The 15,505-nt window shown below is 62.9% G+C and carries 16 protein-coding genes; 3 read left to right on the forward strand and 13 right to left on the reverse strand.

Going from position 1 to position 15,505, the window contains the following annotated elements; genetic code table 11:
• Window positions 1–5: 5 nt before the first annotated feature.
• Both P5205_10450 and P5205_10455 read right to left on the reverse strand, forming a co-directional pair.
• Window positions 6–485 carry a C-GCAxxG-C-C family protein gene (locus P5205_10450; GenBank protein ID HSA10775.1) on the reverse strand — a complete coding sequence of 160 codons (480 nt, stop codon included), beginning with the start codon at window positions 483–485 and terminating at the stop codon, window positions 6–8.
• A gap of 125 nt (window positions 486–610) precedes the next feature.
• The gene (locus tag P5205_10455; protein ID HSA10776.1) at window positions 611–976 is read right to left on the reverse strand and encodes a metalloregulator ArsR/SmtB family transcription factor; all 366 of its coding nucleotides are present in this window, start codon (window positions 974–976) and stop codon (window positions 611–613) included.
• Window positions 977–1,512: 536 nt separating this feature from the next.
• Here P5205_10455 and P5205_10460 point away from each other — a divergent pair.
• Window positions 1,513–1,938 carry a DUF2784 domain-containing protein gene (locus tag P5205_10460; GenBank protein HSA10777.1) on the forward strand — a complete coding sequence of 142 codons (426 nt, stop codon included), beginning with the start codon at window positions 1,513–1,515 and terminating at the stop codon, window positions 1,936–1,938.
• Between the two features lie 36 nt (window positions 1,939–1,974).
• On the opposite strand, the gene P5205_10465 is transcribed toward P5205_10460, so the two are convergent.
• From P5205_10465 to P5205_10475, 3 genes are all read right to left on the reverse strand, one after another.
• On the reverse strand, window positions 1,975–2,556 hold the full coding sequence (locus P5205_10465; GenBank protein HSA10778.1) for a hypothetical protein: 582 nt from the start codon (window positions 2,554–2,556) through the stop codon (window positions 1,975–1,977).
• A gap of 8 nt (window positions 2,557–2,564) precedes the next feature.
• Window positions 2,565–3,518 carry an SDR family NAD(P)-dependent oxidoreductase gene (locus P5205_10470; protein HSA10779.1) on the reverse strand — a complete coding sequence of 318 codons (954 nt, stop codon included), beginning with the start codon at window positions 3,516–3,518 and terminating at the stop codon, window positions 2,565–2,567.
• 197 nt (window positions 3,519–3,715) lie between these two features.
• Complete coding sequence (locus tag P5205_10475) at window positions 3,716–3,892, reverse strand: hypothetical protein (protein ID HSA10780.1); 177 nt, start codon at window positions 3,890–3,892, stop codon at window positions 3,716–3,718.
• Between the two features lie 212 nt (window positions 3,893–4,104).
• On the opposite strand from P5205_10475, the gene P5205_10480 reads away from it, so the two are divergent.
• Window positions 4,105–5,295 carry a sialidase family protein gene (locus tag P5205_10480; protein HSA10781.1) on the forward strand — a complete coding sequence of 397 codons (1,191 nt, stop codon included), beginning with the start codon at window positions 4,105–4,107 and terminating at the stop codon, window positions 5,293–5,295.
• A gap of 452 nt (window positions 5,296–5,747) precedes the next feature.
• On the opposite strand, the gene P5205_10485 is transcribed toward P5205_10480, so the two are convergent.
• From P5205_10485 to acs, 8 genes are all read right to left on the reverse strand, one after another.
• Window positions 5,748–6,806: a hypothetical protein gene (locus tag P5205_10485; GenBank protein HSA10782.1), complete on the reverse strand. Its 1,059-nt coding sequence runs from the start codon at window positions 6,804–6,806 to the stop codon at window positions 5,748–5,750.
• 53 nt (window positions 6,807–6,859) lie between these two features.
• Window positions 6,860–7,081 (reverse strand): type II toxin-antitoxin system HicA family toxin, encoded by a 222-nt coding sequence (locus P5205_10490; protein ID HSA10783.1) that lies wholly within the window; start codon window positions 7,079–7,081, stop codon window positions 6,860–6,862.
• A complete protein-coding gene (locus P5205_10495) occupies window positions 7,078–7,296 on the reverse strand; it encodes a type II toxin-antitoxin system HicB family antitoxin (protein HSA10784.1) in 219 nt (72 codons plus the stop codon). Before P5205_10495 ends, P5205_10490 begins: the two co-directional genes overlap by 4 nt.
• Before the next feature lie 39 nt (window positions 7,297–7,335).
• Window positions 7,336–7,821, reverse strand: a complete 486-nt coding sequence (locus P5205_10500) for a hypothetical protein (GenBank protein HSA10785.1) — start codon at window positions 7,819–7,821, stop codon at window positions 7,336–7,338.
• Between the two features lie 266 nt (window positions 7,822–8,087).
• The gene (locus P5205_10505) at window positions 8,088–9,368 is read right to left on the reverse strand and encodes a hypothetical protein (GenBank protein ID HSA10786.1); all 1,281 of its coding nucleotides are present in this window, start codon (window positions 9,366–9,368) and stop codon (window positions 8,088–8,090) included.
• 360 nt (window positions 9,369–9,728) lie between these two features.
• Window positions 9,729–10,583 (reverse strand): MnmC family methyltransferase, encoded by an 855-nt coding sequence (locus P5205_10510; protein ID HSA10787.1) that lies wholly within the window; start codon window positions 10,581–10,583, stop codon window positions 9,729–9,731.
• A gap of 71 nt (window positions 10,584–10,654) precedes the next feature.
• Window positions 10,655–11,860 (reverse strand): dipeptidase, encoded by a 1,206-nt coding sequence (locus P5205_10515; protein HSA10788.1) that lies wholly within the window; start codon window positions 11,858–11,860, stop codon window positions 10,655–10,657.
• Between the two features lie 134 nt (window positions 11,861–11,994).
• A complete protein-coding gene (acs, locus tag P5205_10520; GenBank protein HSA10789.1) occupies window positions 11,995–14,001 on the reverse strand; it encodes an acetate--CoA ligase in 2,007 nt (668 codons plus the stop codon).
• A 154-nt stretch (window positions 14,002–14,155) separates the two neighbouring features.
• On the opposite strand from acs, the gene P5205_10525 reads away from it, so the two are divergent.
• Complete coding sequence (locus P5205_10525) at window positions 14,156–15,487, forward strand: NAD(P)/FAD-dependent oxidoreductase (protein HSA10790.1); 1,332 nt, start codon at window positions 14,156–14,158, stop codon at window positions 15,485–15,487.
• The last annotated feature ends 18 nt before the right edge of the window (window positions 15,488–15,505 follow it).

A 15,505-nucleotide genomic window follows, 5' to 3' on the forward strand; every position in this document is an offset into this window, starting at 1 on the left:
CAGAGTCACACTTTGGTTTCCCCGTTGAGCGAGATTTCTGGCGTGGCCAGCAACTCATCCAGCACCTCAACGACAGTCCGGACGCAGCCGGCGCAGGTCTTGCGCAACAGGTCCTCATCCCGGAAATACTGCTGCCCTTCCGCCGTCCGCAGGTCGCACCCTCCCAGCAGGACGTGGCACAGGCACGATCCGTGCCGCTGCTCAAAGCGCGCCATCAGATCGAGCGTCTTCTGATAAGTTTGGTCCGTGGCCGAACGGTCCTGCTGTCCGCCGCGCCCGTATTTCAGACCCAGCGCCAGAATCCCGCCGGTGATCGCGCCGCAGACCTCGCCCCGCCTTCCCATTCCCGCGCCCAAACCAGTAGCCACCTTCAACGCGGTGTCTCCATCCAGTCCCAATTCCGGGGCATAGGCGTAGAAGACCGATTGCGCGCAGTTGTAGCCCGCCAGGAACTTCTCCATCGCTGCTTCATTCTTTGTCTTCATAACCCGTTCCGCTGGTTTGATTCAGTTGGCTGCTCCAGCCCGCCTCAGCTTCCCCGCTCCCAGCGGGGCGGGCGGTGGCTCCACGAACCGCCGGATCTCATCACACACCTGTAGATCAGCCACCCTCATTTTCCGCAAAGTCGCTTGCACAGCAGTGCTGTATCCATCGCCAGGACTTTCTTCAGCCGCTTCGTGTCCGCGGCGGCCCGCTCACTCCGCGCCAGCGACCGCCGCACCCACGCCACGGCCTCGCGCGCCGCCGCCGGCGCCCCTTTGCCGGGCAGCGAGTAATACATCCACCGGCCATCCTTCCGGGCATTAACCAGCCCGGCTTGAAACAGGATGGACAGGTGCTTAGAGACGGTGGACACCGCCAGCCCGAGTAGCTCGGTGATCTGGCACACGCACAACTCGCCCCGCTGCAATGCCAGCAGCATTCGCAGCCGGTTCTCATCCGCCAGGGCCTTCGTAATGTTCAGGAAGCTCTGCATACTTCTATATTTCGCCAATAGACGAAGTATGCCACCCCCGCCCCGCGCTGTCAACCCCGGCGCCCGGGCGGCGCGGGGCCCGGGGTGCCGCGGGCATTCTGCGGCGCGCCGGCAAGGGACTTGTCGCGGCCGTCCCGCCGGCGGGCTGGGTCCGGGCCGCCGAAGACAGAAAGGCAGGCGGAACCGCGAACGATTGGCCTCGAACCTTGAGCCCGGGAGCGGAAGGGGGGCCGGTTAGCGCGCCGAACCGGGGCAAGGGCCCTGTAACCACTACTGGTGACATGACGGGATTGGGGATTCTGGTATGGTGGTAGCGTCAGTGATGCAAAAACGCAGTAGTCAGACCGTGTGTAACTGACAGGCGTAAATCTGCGGCGCCGCATCAAAGTAAGATTTAAAGTTGTTCTCAGTGTAGAATGTGGCAAGAAGGCCGGAATTAGTTCCGGCTTTTTTGTTGTACTGAAGGCTGGCCGGAAGTTCGGGGAGGTGTCCGGGGGCGGATTGTCAAGCGGCGCGGGGTGCGGCATTGTCGGCTTATGACGCTATTGCAGCGGCTCTGGCTTGCGCTGGCTGATTTGGCCCTGGTGGTCCACGCCACCTTTGTCGCATTCGTGGTCGTGGGATTGGTGGTGATTTGGGTGGGGCGATTTCGGGGCTGGGCGTTCGTGCGCAACTTCTGGTTTCGCGCAGGGCACCTCGCGGCCATCGGCGTGGTTGCAGTGGAATCAGTGGGGGGGTGTGCGTGCCCTCTGACCACGTGGGAAAACCGGTTGCGGCTGATGGCGGGTAGTCAGGAGCACTACGCCGGGTCTTTCATTCAGCACTGGCTCCACCGGGTGATCTTCTTCGAATTTGACCAGTGGATTTTCTCGGTTGCCTATGCGGCGTTCTTTCTGGCGGTGGTCTTGAGCTTCTGGTTGATCCCCCCACGCTGGCCGAGGGCCGGCCAACGGCCAACGTAGCGCCCGGGCATTTCTTTGGGATAAGACGCCAGGTGCTTACGCCGTGCTCTTGGCGCGGCGCATCGAGCGGAGGATCTTCAGGCCGAAACGTTCATCGGGTGTCAGCACCCGGCCATGGGCTTTGAGTTCGCGCAGGGCGGCGAGGGTCATGCAGAAGTCCACCGCGCTCAGGGGGCGGCCTCGGACAACTCGGTTTTGCCAGCGTTTGGGGTCGGAAATTTCCTCGATCGGCTCATCGGCCCCCGGGAAGAATGAGATCAGCCACTCGTCCCGGCGGACGTAGCCGTCCGTCTCGGTCTTGGGCTCGAACCACGGATCGCACAGCAGCAGGCACAGGGAACGGCCCGCGTTGGCGCCGAGGCGGTAGAAGACAAGCCGCGCGTCCAGCTCGGCGAAATGATGGTAGGTGACCTTGGCGGCGTCGGGCGGTTGGGGGGTGAACTGGGTCTGAAAGCCGAGTTTAACGCGGGCGGGGGTGCCGGGGTCCTTCTCGAAACACAGGTTCTCTTCGAGAATCCAAAGGAGATCAGTCGAAAGGCCGCGTTGGGTCAGGAGGGTCTTCCACGTAGCCAGAGCATCCTCGAAGGGTGGACGCTGGTAGTTGCGGGGCATATCCATAGCCTTTATTAGAGCCGGTTGCGCGTGAACCAGTCAACAAAAAGAGGGATGCCCTCTTCGATCTTCACGCGAGGATGATAACCCAGTCGGGCCCGGGCTTTGGAGACGTCCGCGCAGGTGATGGGCACGTCGCCGGGCTGCACCGGCTGGCGGTCGAGGATGGCCTGCTTGTCCAGGGCATTCTCGATCAATTGGATGAGGCGGTCCAGGCGCACGGTTTGCGACTCGCCCAGGTTGAAGATCTCGTAGCCGAACTCCTGCTGTGTGCAAGCGATTACGCCGTCGAGAATGTCGTTGATGTAAGTGTGATCGCGCGCGGCCGAGCCGTCGCCGAAGACGGGGATGGGCGCGCCGGCGCTGATGAGGCGGGTGAATTTGTGGATGGCCAAGTCGGGCCGCTGGCGCGGGCCGTACACCGTAAAGAACCGCAGCATCACGATGTCCATGCCATAGACATGGTGATAGACGTGGCCGAGCGCCTCGCAGGCCAGCTTGCTGGCGGCGTAGGGGGATATGGCGGAGAAAATCGGGTCGCTCTCGGAGAAGGGGACCTTGGAATTGACGCCGTAAACCGAGGAAGAGGACGCGATGGTGATCTTCTTGACGCGGTTAAGGCGCGCGGCTTCCAGGAGGTTGACGGTGCCTTCGACGTTGACGCGCTGATAGAGGGCGGGTTCCTCGAGGCTGGGCCGCACCCCGGCGCGCGCGGCGAGGTGAATGATCTGATCAAACGCGACGCAGCCGAGCAAGTCGTCGAGCGCCGGGCGGTTGGTCAGGTCGCCCTGGACGAACTCGAAGGTCTGCGCCAGGGATTGGAGGTCGCGCAGATTGCGCTGTTTAAGCCGTGGGTCGTAAAAGGGGTTGAGGTCATCGAACGCCCAGACGGCGTGTCCGGAACGGAGCAGCCGCTCGCAGACATGTGAGCCGATAAAGCCGGCGCCGCCCGTGACCAGGAAATTCACGCCGGGACGCTAGCAGAAGGGGAAAGGACTTGTCGAGCGTCTTCAGTGCCGGGCGCTTTCCCCCGACCCGGCAAGGCTGGCAGACAAAGACATGGCACAACTTCCCAGTTGCGACATGCCTCTGGTTTTCAAACCCGGACGTTTCGGTGAAACGTCCCTGCCAAACCGACAAACCTACCGCAGCCGCGGATTGCGGCTTAGCGTTTGCGCTTGGTCTTGCTCTTGCCTTCGGCCTTGCTCTTGCGCTTCAGGTCCGCGCCATGGGCGCGCTTGTAGGTTTGGATATCTTTGATGCGGCCCTTTGCGTCTCTGACGGCGTAAAGTTTCTTGCCTTTGCTGCTGCGATGAGTGGTGCGTTTTGCTTTGGTTGCCATAGTTTCTTCCAAGTGTTTGTTGCTGCCGGCCCGAACGAATCCAACAACTCGCCCCGGCCAACTACGCCGGAGCCTACTAATGCCAAAGAAATGGCGCAACAAATTTATCGCCACAATCATCGCCAGCGATGCGCGCTGAACCTCGTGGGATTAAACTGGACTTTCGCTGGCCCCCGCCTATCACTGATGCCAGTGCCGCAACCACCTATCTCATGAATCAACAACTCCAGTCCGCTGTGAATCGCCGACAGTTCATCCGTGCCGCCGCCCTTGTCACGGCCTCAGTCGCAGCAGGGGTGCGCCGCACAGCCAACGCCGCGCCCGGCATCGAAGTTCTCGAGACCCGGGTCATCAGCCACACGCCCCAATACTATCACGGCTGGCCGACAGTTGCGCGCCGGCGCAGCGGCCAGTTGTTGCTCGTTTGCTCGGGCGGTCGCCAGCAGCACGTTTGCCCCTTTGGCCGTGTTGAGTTGATGGTTTCGTCCGACGAAGGGCGGACCTGGGGTTGGCCACAAGTGCTCCTGGACAGCGCCATTGACGACCGGGATGCCGGAGTGCTGGAGACGGCTCGGGGTTCGATCCTGGTCACCACATTCACCTCGCTGGCCTACGAGGAGACCCTCGAAAAAGCGCGCACGCGCAAGGCCGGGGAGCAGGGATCGTGGCCGCTTGAGCGCCTGGACGCGTGGCAAGCGGCGCATCAACGTCTCACCGCGGCACAACGCCGCGCCGAATTGGGCCAGTGGATGATCCGCTCGACCGACGGCGGGGTGACCTGGTCGGTTCGTTACCCCACCATCGTAAACAGCCCGCACGGACCCATCCAACTTGCGGATGGCCGGCTGCTCTATGCCGGCAAAGAACTCTGGACCGCCAAAAAGCGCGTCGGGGTGTGCGAGTCGCTCGACGACGGGCAGACCTGGCGCTGGCTGGCGGAGATTGCGCCCCGTCCCGGCGATGACGCCGGGCAATACCACGAACTGCACGCCGTCGAGACCGGCGACGAACGTATCCTGGTTCATATCCGAAATCACAATTCGGCCAACGAGGGTGAAACCCTCCAGACCGAGTCCACTGATGGCGGCAAGAGCTGGTCGGTGCCGCGCACGATCGGCGTGTGGGGCCTTCCTTCGCATCTGCTCCGGTTGCGCGGCGGCGACCTAGTCATGACTTACGGGCACCGCCGCCCTCCCCTGGGCAACCAGGCCCGCCTCAGCCGCGATCACGGGCGCACCTGGTCGGAGCCGGTGATTATCTCCGGAGACGGTGCCTCGGGCGACTTGGGTTATCCAAGCACGGTCGAGCTTGAAGACAAGTCGCTGCTCAGCGTTTGGTACGAGGCTATGCGGGGTCTGCCGCACGCGGTGCTGCGCCAGGCGCGCTGGCGGCTGAGGAGTTAGTGCGCTTGCCCCGACCGGGCCGGCGCAATGGCCCTCCCGTTAACCCCTTGGCAGCGCAGTCCATTAACACCGTCCCCCATTCCTGAACCGAATAGCCACCCCGGTGCGGCAACGCTGTCACACCCGTGATATCCCGGTGTGTATCCCATGGGGAGCGCTCCCCATGGGATACACACCGTAGTCCCGCCGGTTTGGCGCCGTCTCAACGCCGTAGACGGCTTAGGTAAGGGGTGCCTCTGGCTTGGGGGACTGGCGGAGCCGGTAGCAGGGGCGTCAGTGGGCAGGCAAGACCGGATACACCCGGCTTGTGGCGCAGGTCTTGAGCCCGGCTGCGCGGTGACACAATTCTAAACGAGACTGGCCAGGTTGGATTCTGGGCTGTGGGCAGGCAATACGTTAGTGGATATGCGAGATCACGCGCCATAGAGGCGGTTGGCCGCCTCCCTGTCTCCTCATTCCGCTGACTTCAACCGCATTCTCTCCGGCTTCCCCCGGTTGTTCCTGAGGGTCTCCGAAATACGACCCAGTCGGATCTTGCGTTCACCCACGGGAACCACGGCGAGGTTATGCAGGGTGAAGGTGGTTTCAATGGCATAGAGCAACTCGCTCCTGGTCAGGGGTGTTTCAACGTGGAAGTAGATTGGCACCTGGTCGAAGTTCGTGGACGCCAACGCCGTCTTGTTTGCCAGCCGGGCGTAAAGCTCAAGCAAGCGCTGCGGGGACCGTTTGTTCGGCTCCGTTATGTGCATGAAATCATACACGGCCTTTTTCAACCGCACGAGTTCCTGTTCCAGACGCTCGATATCAGTCAGTGGCTTTGAAGGGATAGGCAAGCCTGGAGGGCCTGAGTCTATTACTGCCGGCACCTCCTTTGGGTCGAACAATTTTGCGTCTGACTCCGGTTTAGGGGCGCGCGTTTCCGCGCGCTGCGGAATCGGCGCGACTTGCACAAACTTGGCACCATCATCCACCACGGAGATGCCATTCAGCGCCAGGACGGTTTCTAAAGCATAGAGGGCTTCTTCCCGAGTGAGGGGACAGGTGGATTTAAGGCGGATCACAGGTCCGCGGAGGGTTGCCGAGCGCAGAATCGTCCGCTGGCGCAACGCCGCATAGATATCCAGGACTGAGCGCAAGTCAGCCCCCGAAAAGTCAATCGTTCCCGTCGGAAACGCTTCTTGGTCCTTTTGTGCCGTTGCCGTCGCAAGTGCAGCGCCACGCAGAGGCGCATTGGTCATTAAATCGCGCGCCGATTTGGGAAAGAGGCGGACAAAGTGGGGACCGTCCTGGACGACCTCAGTGCCCTTCTCAGAAAGTGCTCGCTCGATCGCCGCTATGGCATTGGTCCTGTCGTTCAGCGGGTCTGGCACCAGGGAATACGACGGGGCCGACACGGCCGAGGACAGCAGGACAGTCTTGCCGGTCAGGCTCCCGTAAACGTCCAGTGTGTCTGCGCCGGCGGCGAGCGGTGCTAGCAAACATACGATGTTCAACACTGAGCTGGCAGTCATGGTTCTGTAGGAGTGACGGCGCGTGATTGAAACACCCTCACCGAGTCGTCTAGTTACAACAGCCCTTCCAACTCTTCTCTGCTCAGATCGGTATCCCTGAGAATCTGGCCCAGCAAGCCTGGTCCGATGGTTTCACCCGCATGGACTGGCACGACGGTCGCCCGCCCGTCTGCGTGACGTAAGAAATGATGGCTGCCCTTAATCCGAACAAGGGCGAAACCCGCCTTCTGTAAGGCCCGGATGAGTTCACGCCCTCGAACGCGAAGGCGACTCATACCTCTACGGCAACGCGCTGAACGCCAATGAATTCAGAGGGCTTGGTCGAGGCACCCCGCTCGACCTCCAGACAAAGCTCAATCGCCTCACGAATCCGGGAAAGCAGCTTGTCCAGCGATCGCGCCTGCGTGTGGCAACCTTTCAAGCTTGGAACGCTAGCCACATAATAACCTTCCGCATCACGCTCGATCACCACGTTGAATTCCCGTCTCATGCCAGGAATGTGGCAGAACATCGCGCGTTTGGCCAGTTGTTAATCAGGCCTGCGTACCCGATCATGCGCATGGGGTGCTCCAGCCGGGGCTCGCGGCAACGGAAGCTCGGCCTGGATCTCTCTCCAGCGGGGCGAGCGGCCGACAATATCACTCCTGAGCGGCTGAAGCCAGCCAACAGGCAGAACACGCGCCGCCAGCGCCCGACCCCACGGGTGCCGCCACAGCCCCAGCCTTTCGCAAACACGCATGAATCTCAGGTTGAGCGGCTCGGGCAGGTAATTGAAGCGCAGCCGAAAGGCGTCCGCGCCCGATGGCAGCAAAAGGACCACTTCTCTCTCCTCGCACGGCCTCAGATGATCAAACTGGCACTGGTTCTTCGCCTCGGCCCAGCAGCCGGCCACGTTGGCTTCGACGGTTGCCCACTCGCGCGCAAAATGGAGCGCCTCACCACTGCGGTTGCTGATGCTCAGCGCGACGAACCAGGCCTCTGCTCCAACATCGTCCAGCACACCACTGGGTTCCATACTCATCAGCTTCAACTCGATCGGGCGCGTCGCCGGCCGAGACGAGGCAGCCCACATTCCAACCGCGCACGCTGCAGAAACCGCTACCCAGATGAACCTCCGCGCGCTCATGGCTGGAAGGTAGGCTGCTCACGCGCGCCGGGCAAGCTCGCCGCCGTCCCAGACAACCACACCCTTCTGTTCAACTGTTCAACTCATTTAACTACTTCAACTCCTTTAACTTCCCTCCCTTTGCTCCTTCGCGCCTTTGTGGTTCGGTTCGCTCGTTACTCCGCCGGCCACTGCTCGGTCAGCACGGACTTGCCGCGTGGCACGCCGAAGCTGCGCGTATCACTGATCGTGGTAGGGCCGGGCAGCTTCGGGCGGAAGCAGGTTGGGGGAATGCCGCGCAACCACTTCTTCAGCGTCAAACGATAGCGCGTGTAGGGGCGCAGCTCAGGCTTCCCGCGCGTCTCCACGCGATACGTCTCCAACACCGCCGCAGACGGAACCCACACACCTTCAAACTCTTGGGTGTCCGTTACCCGGTAGATGATATTCGTGAAGCCGGCATCGAACGGCGGTGCTCTCTTTGCGTTCTGAAAGGGTGGCGCGGTCTTGGTTTCGCCGTCGTCCCGACAGGTGACGGCAACGGGGAGGAACGGGAATGCCGGTTGGAGCGTCCACTGAGCGGGAATCGTGAACGGCCTGGGGAAGTAATCGTCGTTCTCGAACAGGCCGAGGGTGAGCGGTGGTTCAATCAGCCCGTTCGTCACGCTGCGCAGGTAATGGCCCGACGCAAACATCAGCCAGACGGGTCCCATTTCATGCGCGAACAAGCTGTGAACCACCTGCTGATGGTGATAGATCCACGCGGTGGCTACGTTCCGGCTCGCGCGGACCCCGGGCGCATTCTGCGGGCTCGATAGGTTCATCCGGCTCAGATAGCAGAGCGTCTTCCCGTCGAACCCGGCCTCGTGATACAGGACGGCGCTCTCCTTCGCAGGCTCAAGGCGCAGCAGGTAACAGGAATTGCTGACCACCACGCTGAAGTTCATCATTCTGCTCACCACCGGGGGAAAGCCCGGGCGTTTGCTGACGTCCTCAGCCGCCCAGGAGTTATGGTACTCAACGCTCCCTTCGGCCACGAACTGGGTAGCGGCGGCTTGGGATCGGCCCGCACCGCTTTCCGCCCTCACGAGATTGTCGTCGAGCGCCTCGGCCAGTTGCTTGAGCTTCTCCAGTGGCGCGCCCATGCCCTCAACCGTTATCAGGTAGTTGCCCCGCCTGAAGGCAATATCTTTGTGCATCCCGTCTCGCTGGTAGAAACGGGTTTCCTCGCCCGCGTTGGGCAGGCTGCCCGGCGCATCCCTGGTATCCTTGTCCTTTCCCCAAGCGTCTCCAATGTCCTCTCGGCTCCGGTATCGCCGCATCCGCACCAGGACGGTGTTGGAGCCGGAGAAGTAACGCAAAACCGCGTAGGCTTCGCACCCTCCCTTCCCAACCGTGTTGCGCGCCACCTGCAGCCATCCCTTGCCCTCATTGCAGACCTCATTGATGGGACTCAACGGGTCAACCATCACGACAAGACGATTCGAGGTTCACCCCAGTCCAAGCTGCGGGATCGTAGGCGCAATTTGGTCAAGGCTGATTGGCTGGGCTGCCCAGAGGCTTCCCGCAGTCACGAGCGCTCCAGTCAACAGAATGAGCATCCTCTGCATAGGATTCTTGCTCCTTCCGGCCGGTTTGAAGGTGGGCTGGAAACACTGAATTCGCCAGGCTTCGACGTTTCTCACCACGCGACCAAGCTTCGGGCGAAGGGTGCGGGCAGTCAACCGGAAACTGACCACCCCCAACCGGGCGTCTGACCTGAGACTTGGCCCGTGGCGGCGGCGACAACCACGCCCCCGCAGCCTGGATCGCCAGGCTCAGAACTGGGGATGCTGCCGCAGTATTTCCCAAGTCGTGGCGGACAGTCGCTTCTGGCAATACACCGGCTCGCGCAGCGGCTCCGCGCTGGTCGAACGGTGCGCCCGCTGCAGCCACCGGCGGTCGAGCGGTTCGGCGATCAGGTCGGGCGTGTTCGCCGCCACCGTCGTTTCCTCCTTCTCGCCCGTGGCGTGGCCGACGCCGACATAGAAGCCCGCGAGCAGGAGTGTGACCCGCAGCATGGTGCTGCGCGAGTAGGTCGGCAGGGCGCAGGGGCGGTCCGGCGCGAGCAGGCGAAACAGGTTGGAGAATACGGGCAGCGTCCACATGGCCGCGTTGGTGGCCGGGGAGAAGGCGTCGAACATGATGACGTGCGGCTTGGCGAGCTTGCGGGTAGCGGGCTGGGTCAGCAGGGTGGGGAAGTCCGCCAGGTGCATCTCCCATTTCACCGTCTGCGCGCCGTCCTGGAAGGCGCAGTGCCGGTCGCATAACAGCCGTGCCAGGTGCAGCTCGTAGCCGCGCAGGTAGCCGAGGGCTTCCACGTGCTTCAGGGCAAAGGCCAGCGGCTCCAGCGTGTGATCGAAGCTCAGCAGGTGGATAGCGCAGGGGATGTCCCGCGTTGCCCGCAAGGCGGTGAGAGCATTGGCCGCGGCACCCAGCCCGACATCCCAGAGCACGAATTCCCCATGGTGCGCCTTGACACGCTCGGCCAGGCCGAGTTGCCGCACGTAAAGCGCCTCGGCCTCCGCCACCGGCCCCACGACGGGGTGAAAGGTCTCGTGGTGTGCCAGCGAATGGACGCTGTGCGCGCCGTTGGCCAGCTTGACGATCCGGTATGGGGCGGTGGATTCCACGAGGCGTGGTCCGTGTTGCGTGTGGCGTGTTGCGTGTTCCGTCTCCACGCACCACACACCACGCAACATGGTCAGCGGTTCAGCCGGGTTGAGACCTTCTCGGCCTCGCGCATGACCCGCAGCAGGTTCAGCCCCGCCACCTTCTTGACGTCCTTCGCGCCGTAGCCGCGCCGTAGCAGCTCCGCCAACAGGGCCGGGTAACAGGAGACATCCTCCAGGCCGTCCAGCGCTCCGGTGAATCCTTCGAAATCCGACCCGATGCCGATATGGTCTATGCCCGCCACCTTGCGCACGTGGTCAATATGATCGGCCACGTCGCTGATGCCGGCCTCGTGGGGCGAGGGATGCGCCCGGCGCCATTCGGCCAGGGCCTGCTTGTAGTCGGTCGAGTCCTCAGGGTAGAGCTTGGCCAGCCGCGCCTTCTCGGCCTCCGACGCCTCCATGGCCAGGCGTCCACGCTCGGTCAGGTAGCCGGGCAGGAAGCAGATCATGACCACCCCGCCGTTGCTGGCCGTGAGCTTGAGCACATCGTCCGGGACATTGCGGGGCGAGTTGCAGAGGGCCCGCACCGACGAGTGCGAGAAGATCACCGGTGCCCGGCTGACTTTCAGCGCCGCGCGCATGGTGTCGTCGGTGACGTGCGACAGGTCCACCAGCATGCCGAGCCGGTTGAGTTCGCGCACGACGTCCTCGCCGAACGGGGTCAGACCGTGGTGCTGGGGCTTGTCGCCGGCGGCATCGGCCCAATCGGTGTTCTTGGTATGCGTCAGCGTGAGGTAACGCGCGCCCAGGGCCTGTGCCATCCGCAGCACAGCCAGCGAGTTGTTGATGCAGTGCCCGCCTTCAATGCCGATGAGCGAGGCGATCTTGCCCCGGCGATGGATGCGCTGGACGTCCGTCGCCGTGAGCGCCAGTTCGAAGGTCTCGCTCCAGTGCGCCACCATGCGGCGGGTGACATCTATCTGCTCGAACATCGCCTGGACCGGCACCGGCCCGCCGGGCTCGGGCCGCACAAACACCGCCCAGAACAGGGCGCCGACGCAGCCCTGGCGCAGGCGGGGGATGTCGGTAACCAGCGGCGGCTTGAGCTTGCTGGTGTCCCGCGCCAGATCAATAGCCGCGAGATCGTTCTTATACTTGCGGTATTGCCACGGCAGGTCGTTGTGGCCGTCAATGAGCGGCGCCTCGCGCAGCAGGTGCCGCACCTTCGCCAGAGTGACGGCGTCCGGCTTGGGTGCTGGTGTCTGGTCGGCGGCGGCGGCGCTGGCTGCGATCATAGAGAAGATGACAGCTCCGATTCTGGAGCAGGAATTCATGCAGCGGCCAGCTTGAGGCCTGGCTCCCTCGGGGTCAAGCCGTGGCGCATGCCACTGCACAGCTTGTTACGCAGCAGCCCTCGTGGGCGCCCGGCTCATTCCTCGGCATGGCTCAACCGCGCGAGCACGCCCAGGTCTTCCAGCGTCGTGGTGTCGCCCTTGATTTCGGTGCCCGCGGCAATTTGCTTAAGGAGGCGGCGCATGATCTTGCCCGAGCGCGTCTTGGGCAGCACCTCGGCAAAGCGAATGTCATCGGGTTTGGCTACCGGGCCAATTTCTTTGGCCACATGCTGGCGCAGTTCTTCGCGCAACGCGCCATCCGTGTGCACGCCGCTTTTCACCGTCACGAAGGCCACCAGCGCCTGCCCTTTCATGGCATCCGTCCGGCCCACCACGGCTGCCTCAGCCACTTTCTGATGGCTGACAAGCGCACTCTCGACCTCGGCGGTGCCGATACGATGTCCGGCCACGTTGAGGACGTCGTCTATGCGGCCGACAATCCAGTAGTAACCGTCCTTGTCCTGCCGGCTGCCGTCGCCGGTGAAGTAGCTGTGTTCCACTTCTCCCCAATACACCTGCTGGTATCGGTGCGGGTCGCCCCACAGGCCGCGCAGCATCGCCGGCCACGGTTTGCGGATCACCAGCTTGCCGCCGGAATTGGGTGGCACCGGCCGGCCGTAGTCGTCCACCACCTCCGGCACGATGCCGAAGAAGGGCAGCGTCGCCGAACCCGGCTTGGTCGGGGTGGCGCCAGGCAGGGGGGTGATCAGGATTCCACCGGTCTCGGTCTGCCACCAGGTATCCACAATGGGGCAGCGGTTGCCGCCGATGTGCTCACGGTACCAGATCCAGGCCTCGGGATTGATAGGCTCCCCGACGGTGCCCAGCAACCGCAGCGAGCTAAGGTCATGCTTCCGCGGCCACTCGACGCCCCACTTCATAAACGCGCGGATGGCGGTCGGCGCCGTATAAAGGATGGTCACGCCATACTTCTCGACGATGCGCCAGAAGCGGTCCGGCTCCGGGTAATTGGGAGCGCCTTCATACATGAGGCTGGTGGCCCCATTCGCCAGCGGCCCATAAACCACATAGCTGTGGCCGGTAACCCAGCCCACATCGGCGGTGCACCAAAACACGTCTTCATCGCGCAGATCGAACACATACCTCGTGGTTAACTTGGAGTAGAGCAGGTAGCCGGCAGTGGTGTGCAGGATGCCCTTGGGCTTGCCGGTAGAGCCGCTGGTGTAGAGAATGAAGAGCGGCGCCTCGCTGTCCATCTTCTCCGCCGGGCAATGCGCATCCACTTGCTCCAGCTCCTGGTGCCACCACACGTCGCGCCCCTCTTGGATCTGCACCTCATTGCTGGCGCGGCGGAGCACGATGACCTTCTCGATGGACTTGGCCAGCAGTCCGCCCCGGGCATCTTCGAGCGTGAGCGCCTCGTCCACATTCTGCTTGAGCGGCACGACGGCGCCGCGCCGGAACCCGCCGTCTGCGGTGACGACCAGCTTGGCCTGGGAGTCCTGGATACGATCGGCCACGGACTGCGCGCTGAACCCGCCAAATACGACCGAGTGCACCGCGCCGATGCGCGCACAGGCAAGCATGGCGATGGCAGCCTCCGGCACCATCGGCAGGTAGATCAGAACCCGGTCCCCCGCTTTGATGCCGTTGCGCTTGAGCACGTTGGCGAAGCGGCAAACCTCGTGGTGAAGCTGTTTGTAAGTGAGCGTGCGCTCCTCGCCCGGCTTGCCTGGCGCGGCGGGCTCGCCCTCCCAGATCAGAGCGGCTTTATTGGCTGTGGCCGTTCCCAGGTGCCGGTCCAGGCAGTTGTCGCTGACGTTGATCTGGCCGCCGGCGAACCACTTGGCAAACGGCTCCTGCCATTGCAGCACCTTCGTCCAGCGCTTGAACCACACTAGTTCTTCCTTGGCCCGCTTGGCCCAGAACCGTTCCGGCGCGGCGATAGATTCTTTGTAGAGCTTGCGATACTGGGCCAGCGACTTTAGACGGGCGCGGCGCGAGAACTCTTTGGGCGGCGGGAAAACTCGTTCTTCCTGGAGGACAGACTCAATGCGCGCAAGCACGTTGTTGACAGCCATAACAGATCAGCGGTTCGCTGCGTTATTCTAATGGCCCAACCCGCACTCGTCAACATAACAAACCATACTATTAATTAATTCCGCAAATGAAGCATTACCCTGGCTAAACCGCGGCCGGGTATTGCATCTGCCGCGGGATGGCTGAGAGTATGCCATGGCGGCAGACAGAAAGACTCACATCGTCGTCCTCGGCGCGGGCTTCGGCGGGCTGACTTTCTGCCAGCGTTTCCGTCATGCTTCGGCGCGAGTGACTGTGGTAGACCGCACCAACCACCATCTATTTCAACCCTTGCTCTACCAGGTTGCTACCGCGGGTCTCTCGGCGCCGGAAATCGCGCAGCCGATCCGCTCCATCCTCTCCGCTCGGCCCGAGGTTACGGTCTTGCTGGATCAAGTGGCAGGGGTTGATCTGGGCAACCAGGAGGTTGTCCTGGAGAGAAGCACCCTGCGTTACGATTATCTCGTGCTGGCGCTGGGCAGCCAGACGAGCTACTTCGGGCATCCAGAGTGGGAGGTATTTGCTCCCGGGTTGAAGTCACTGGAAGACGCCTTGTTTATCCGCAGCCGCGTCTTGCTGGCATTTGAGAAAGCCGAAAACGCGGCCGAGGCGGCGAGACGAGAGGCGCTGCTCACAGTGGTCATCGTTGGTGGAGGTCCCACGGGTGTAGAACTGGCGGGGGCGTTTGCCGAGCTGGCGCGCACTGTTCTGAAGCGCGATTTCCGCCGCATTGATCCGACGCACGCCCGCATCATCTTGATCGAAGCTGGTCCATTGGTTCTGGGGCACCTGCCGTCGGATTTGGCCGAAAGCGCCCGGCGGCAATTGGAGCGCCTGGGGGTGCAGGTCCGAACCTCGACCAGGGTCACCGCCATCCAACTAGGCGAGCTGACGTTGAATACCGGAGAGACTCTCCGCGCGGAGAACATAATTTGGGCCGCCGGCGTGGCGGCCATGCCTCTCACAAAACAGCTCGGCGTGGAGTTGGACCGCGACGGCCGGGTGAAAGTGAATCCCGACTTGAGCCTGCCCGGTCACCCGGAAGTGTTCGCCATTGGCGACATGGCTTTGGTGCTTGGCGAAAACGGCCAGCCGGTGCCCGGCGTTTCGCCTGCCGCCATGCAAATGGCTCGGCACGTTGCACGGATAGTGGTGGATGAGTTGGATTTGGGAATCGGGCGTGCGCCACGGCCTCCGTTCAAATACTGGGACCGCGGCACGATGGCTACGATCGGCCGGTCGGCGGCGGTAGCCTGGATCGGCAGGCTCCACTTCTCGGGGTGGATTGCCTGGCTGACATGGCTGTTCGTGCACCTGGTCTTCCTGATCGGCTTCCGCAACAGGCTCGCCGTGCTCCTCCAGTGGGCCTATTCGTATTTCGCTTACAAGCGCGGCGCGCGCATCATTGCCAGCCTGCCGGCCGAGCCGACCCATGCCCGCGCGCCGCGGGCTTGCCGAGCATCAACACCCAGCGCGGGAGCGGGCTGACCAGCAACTGCTCCAGGC

It is taken from the genome of Candidatus Paceibacterota bacterium (genome assembly GCA_035452965.1).
Lineage (GTDB): Bacteria > Verrucomicrobiota > Verrucomicrobiia > Limisphaerales > UBA8199 > UBA8199.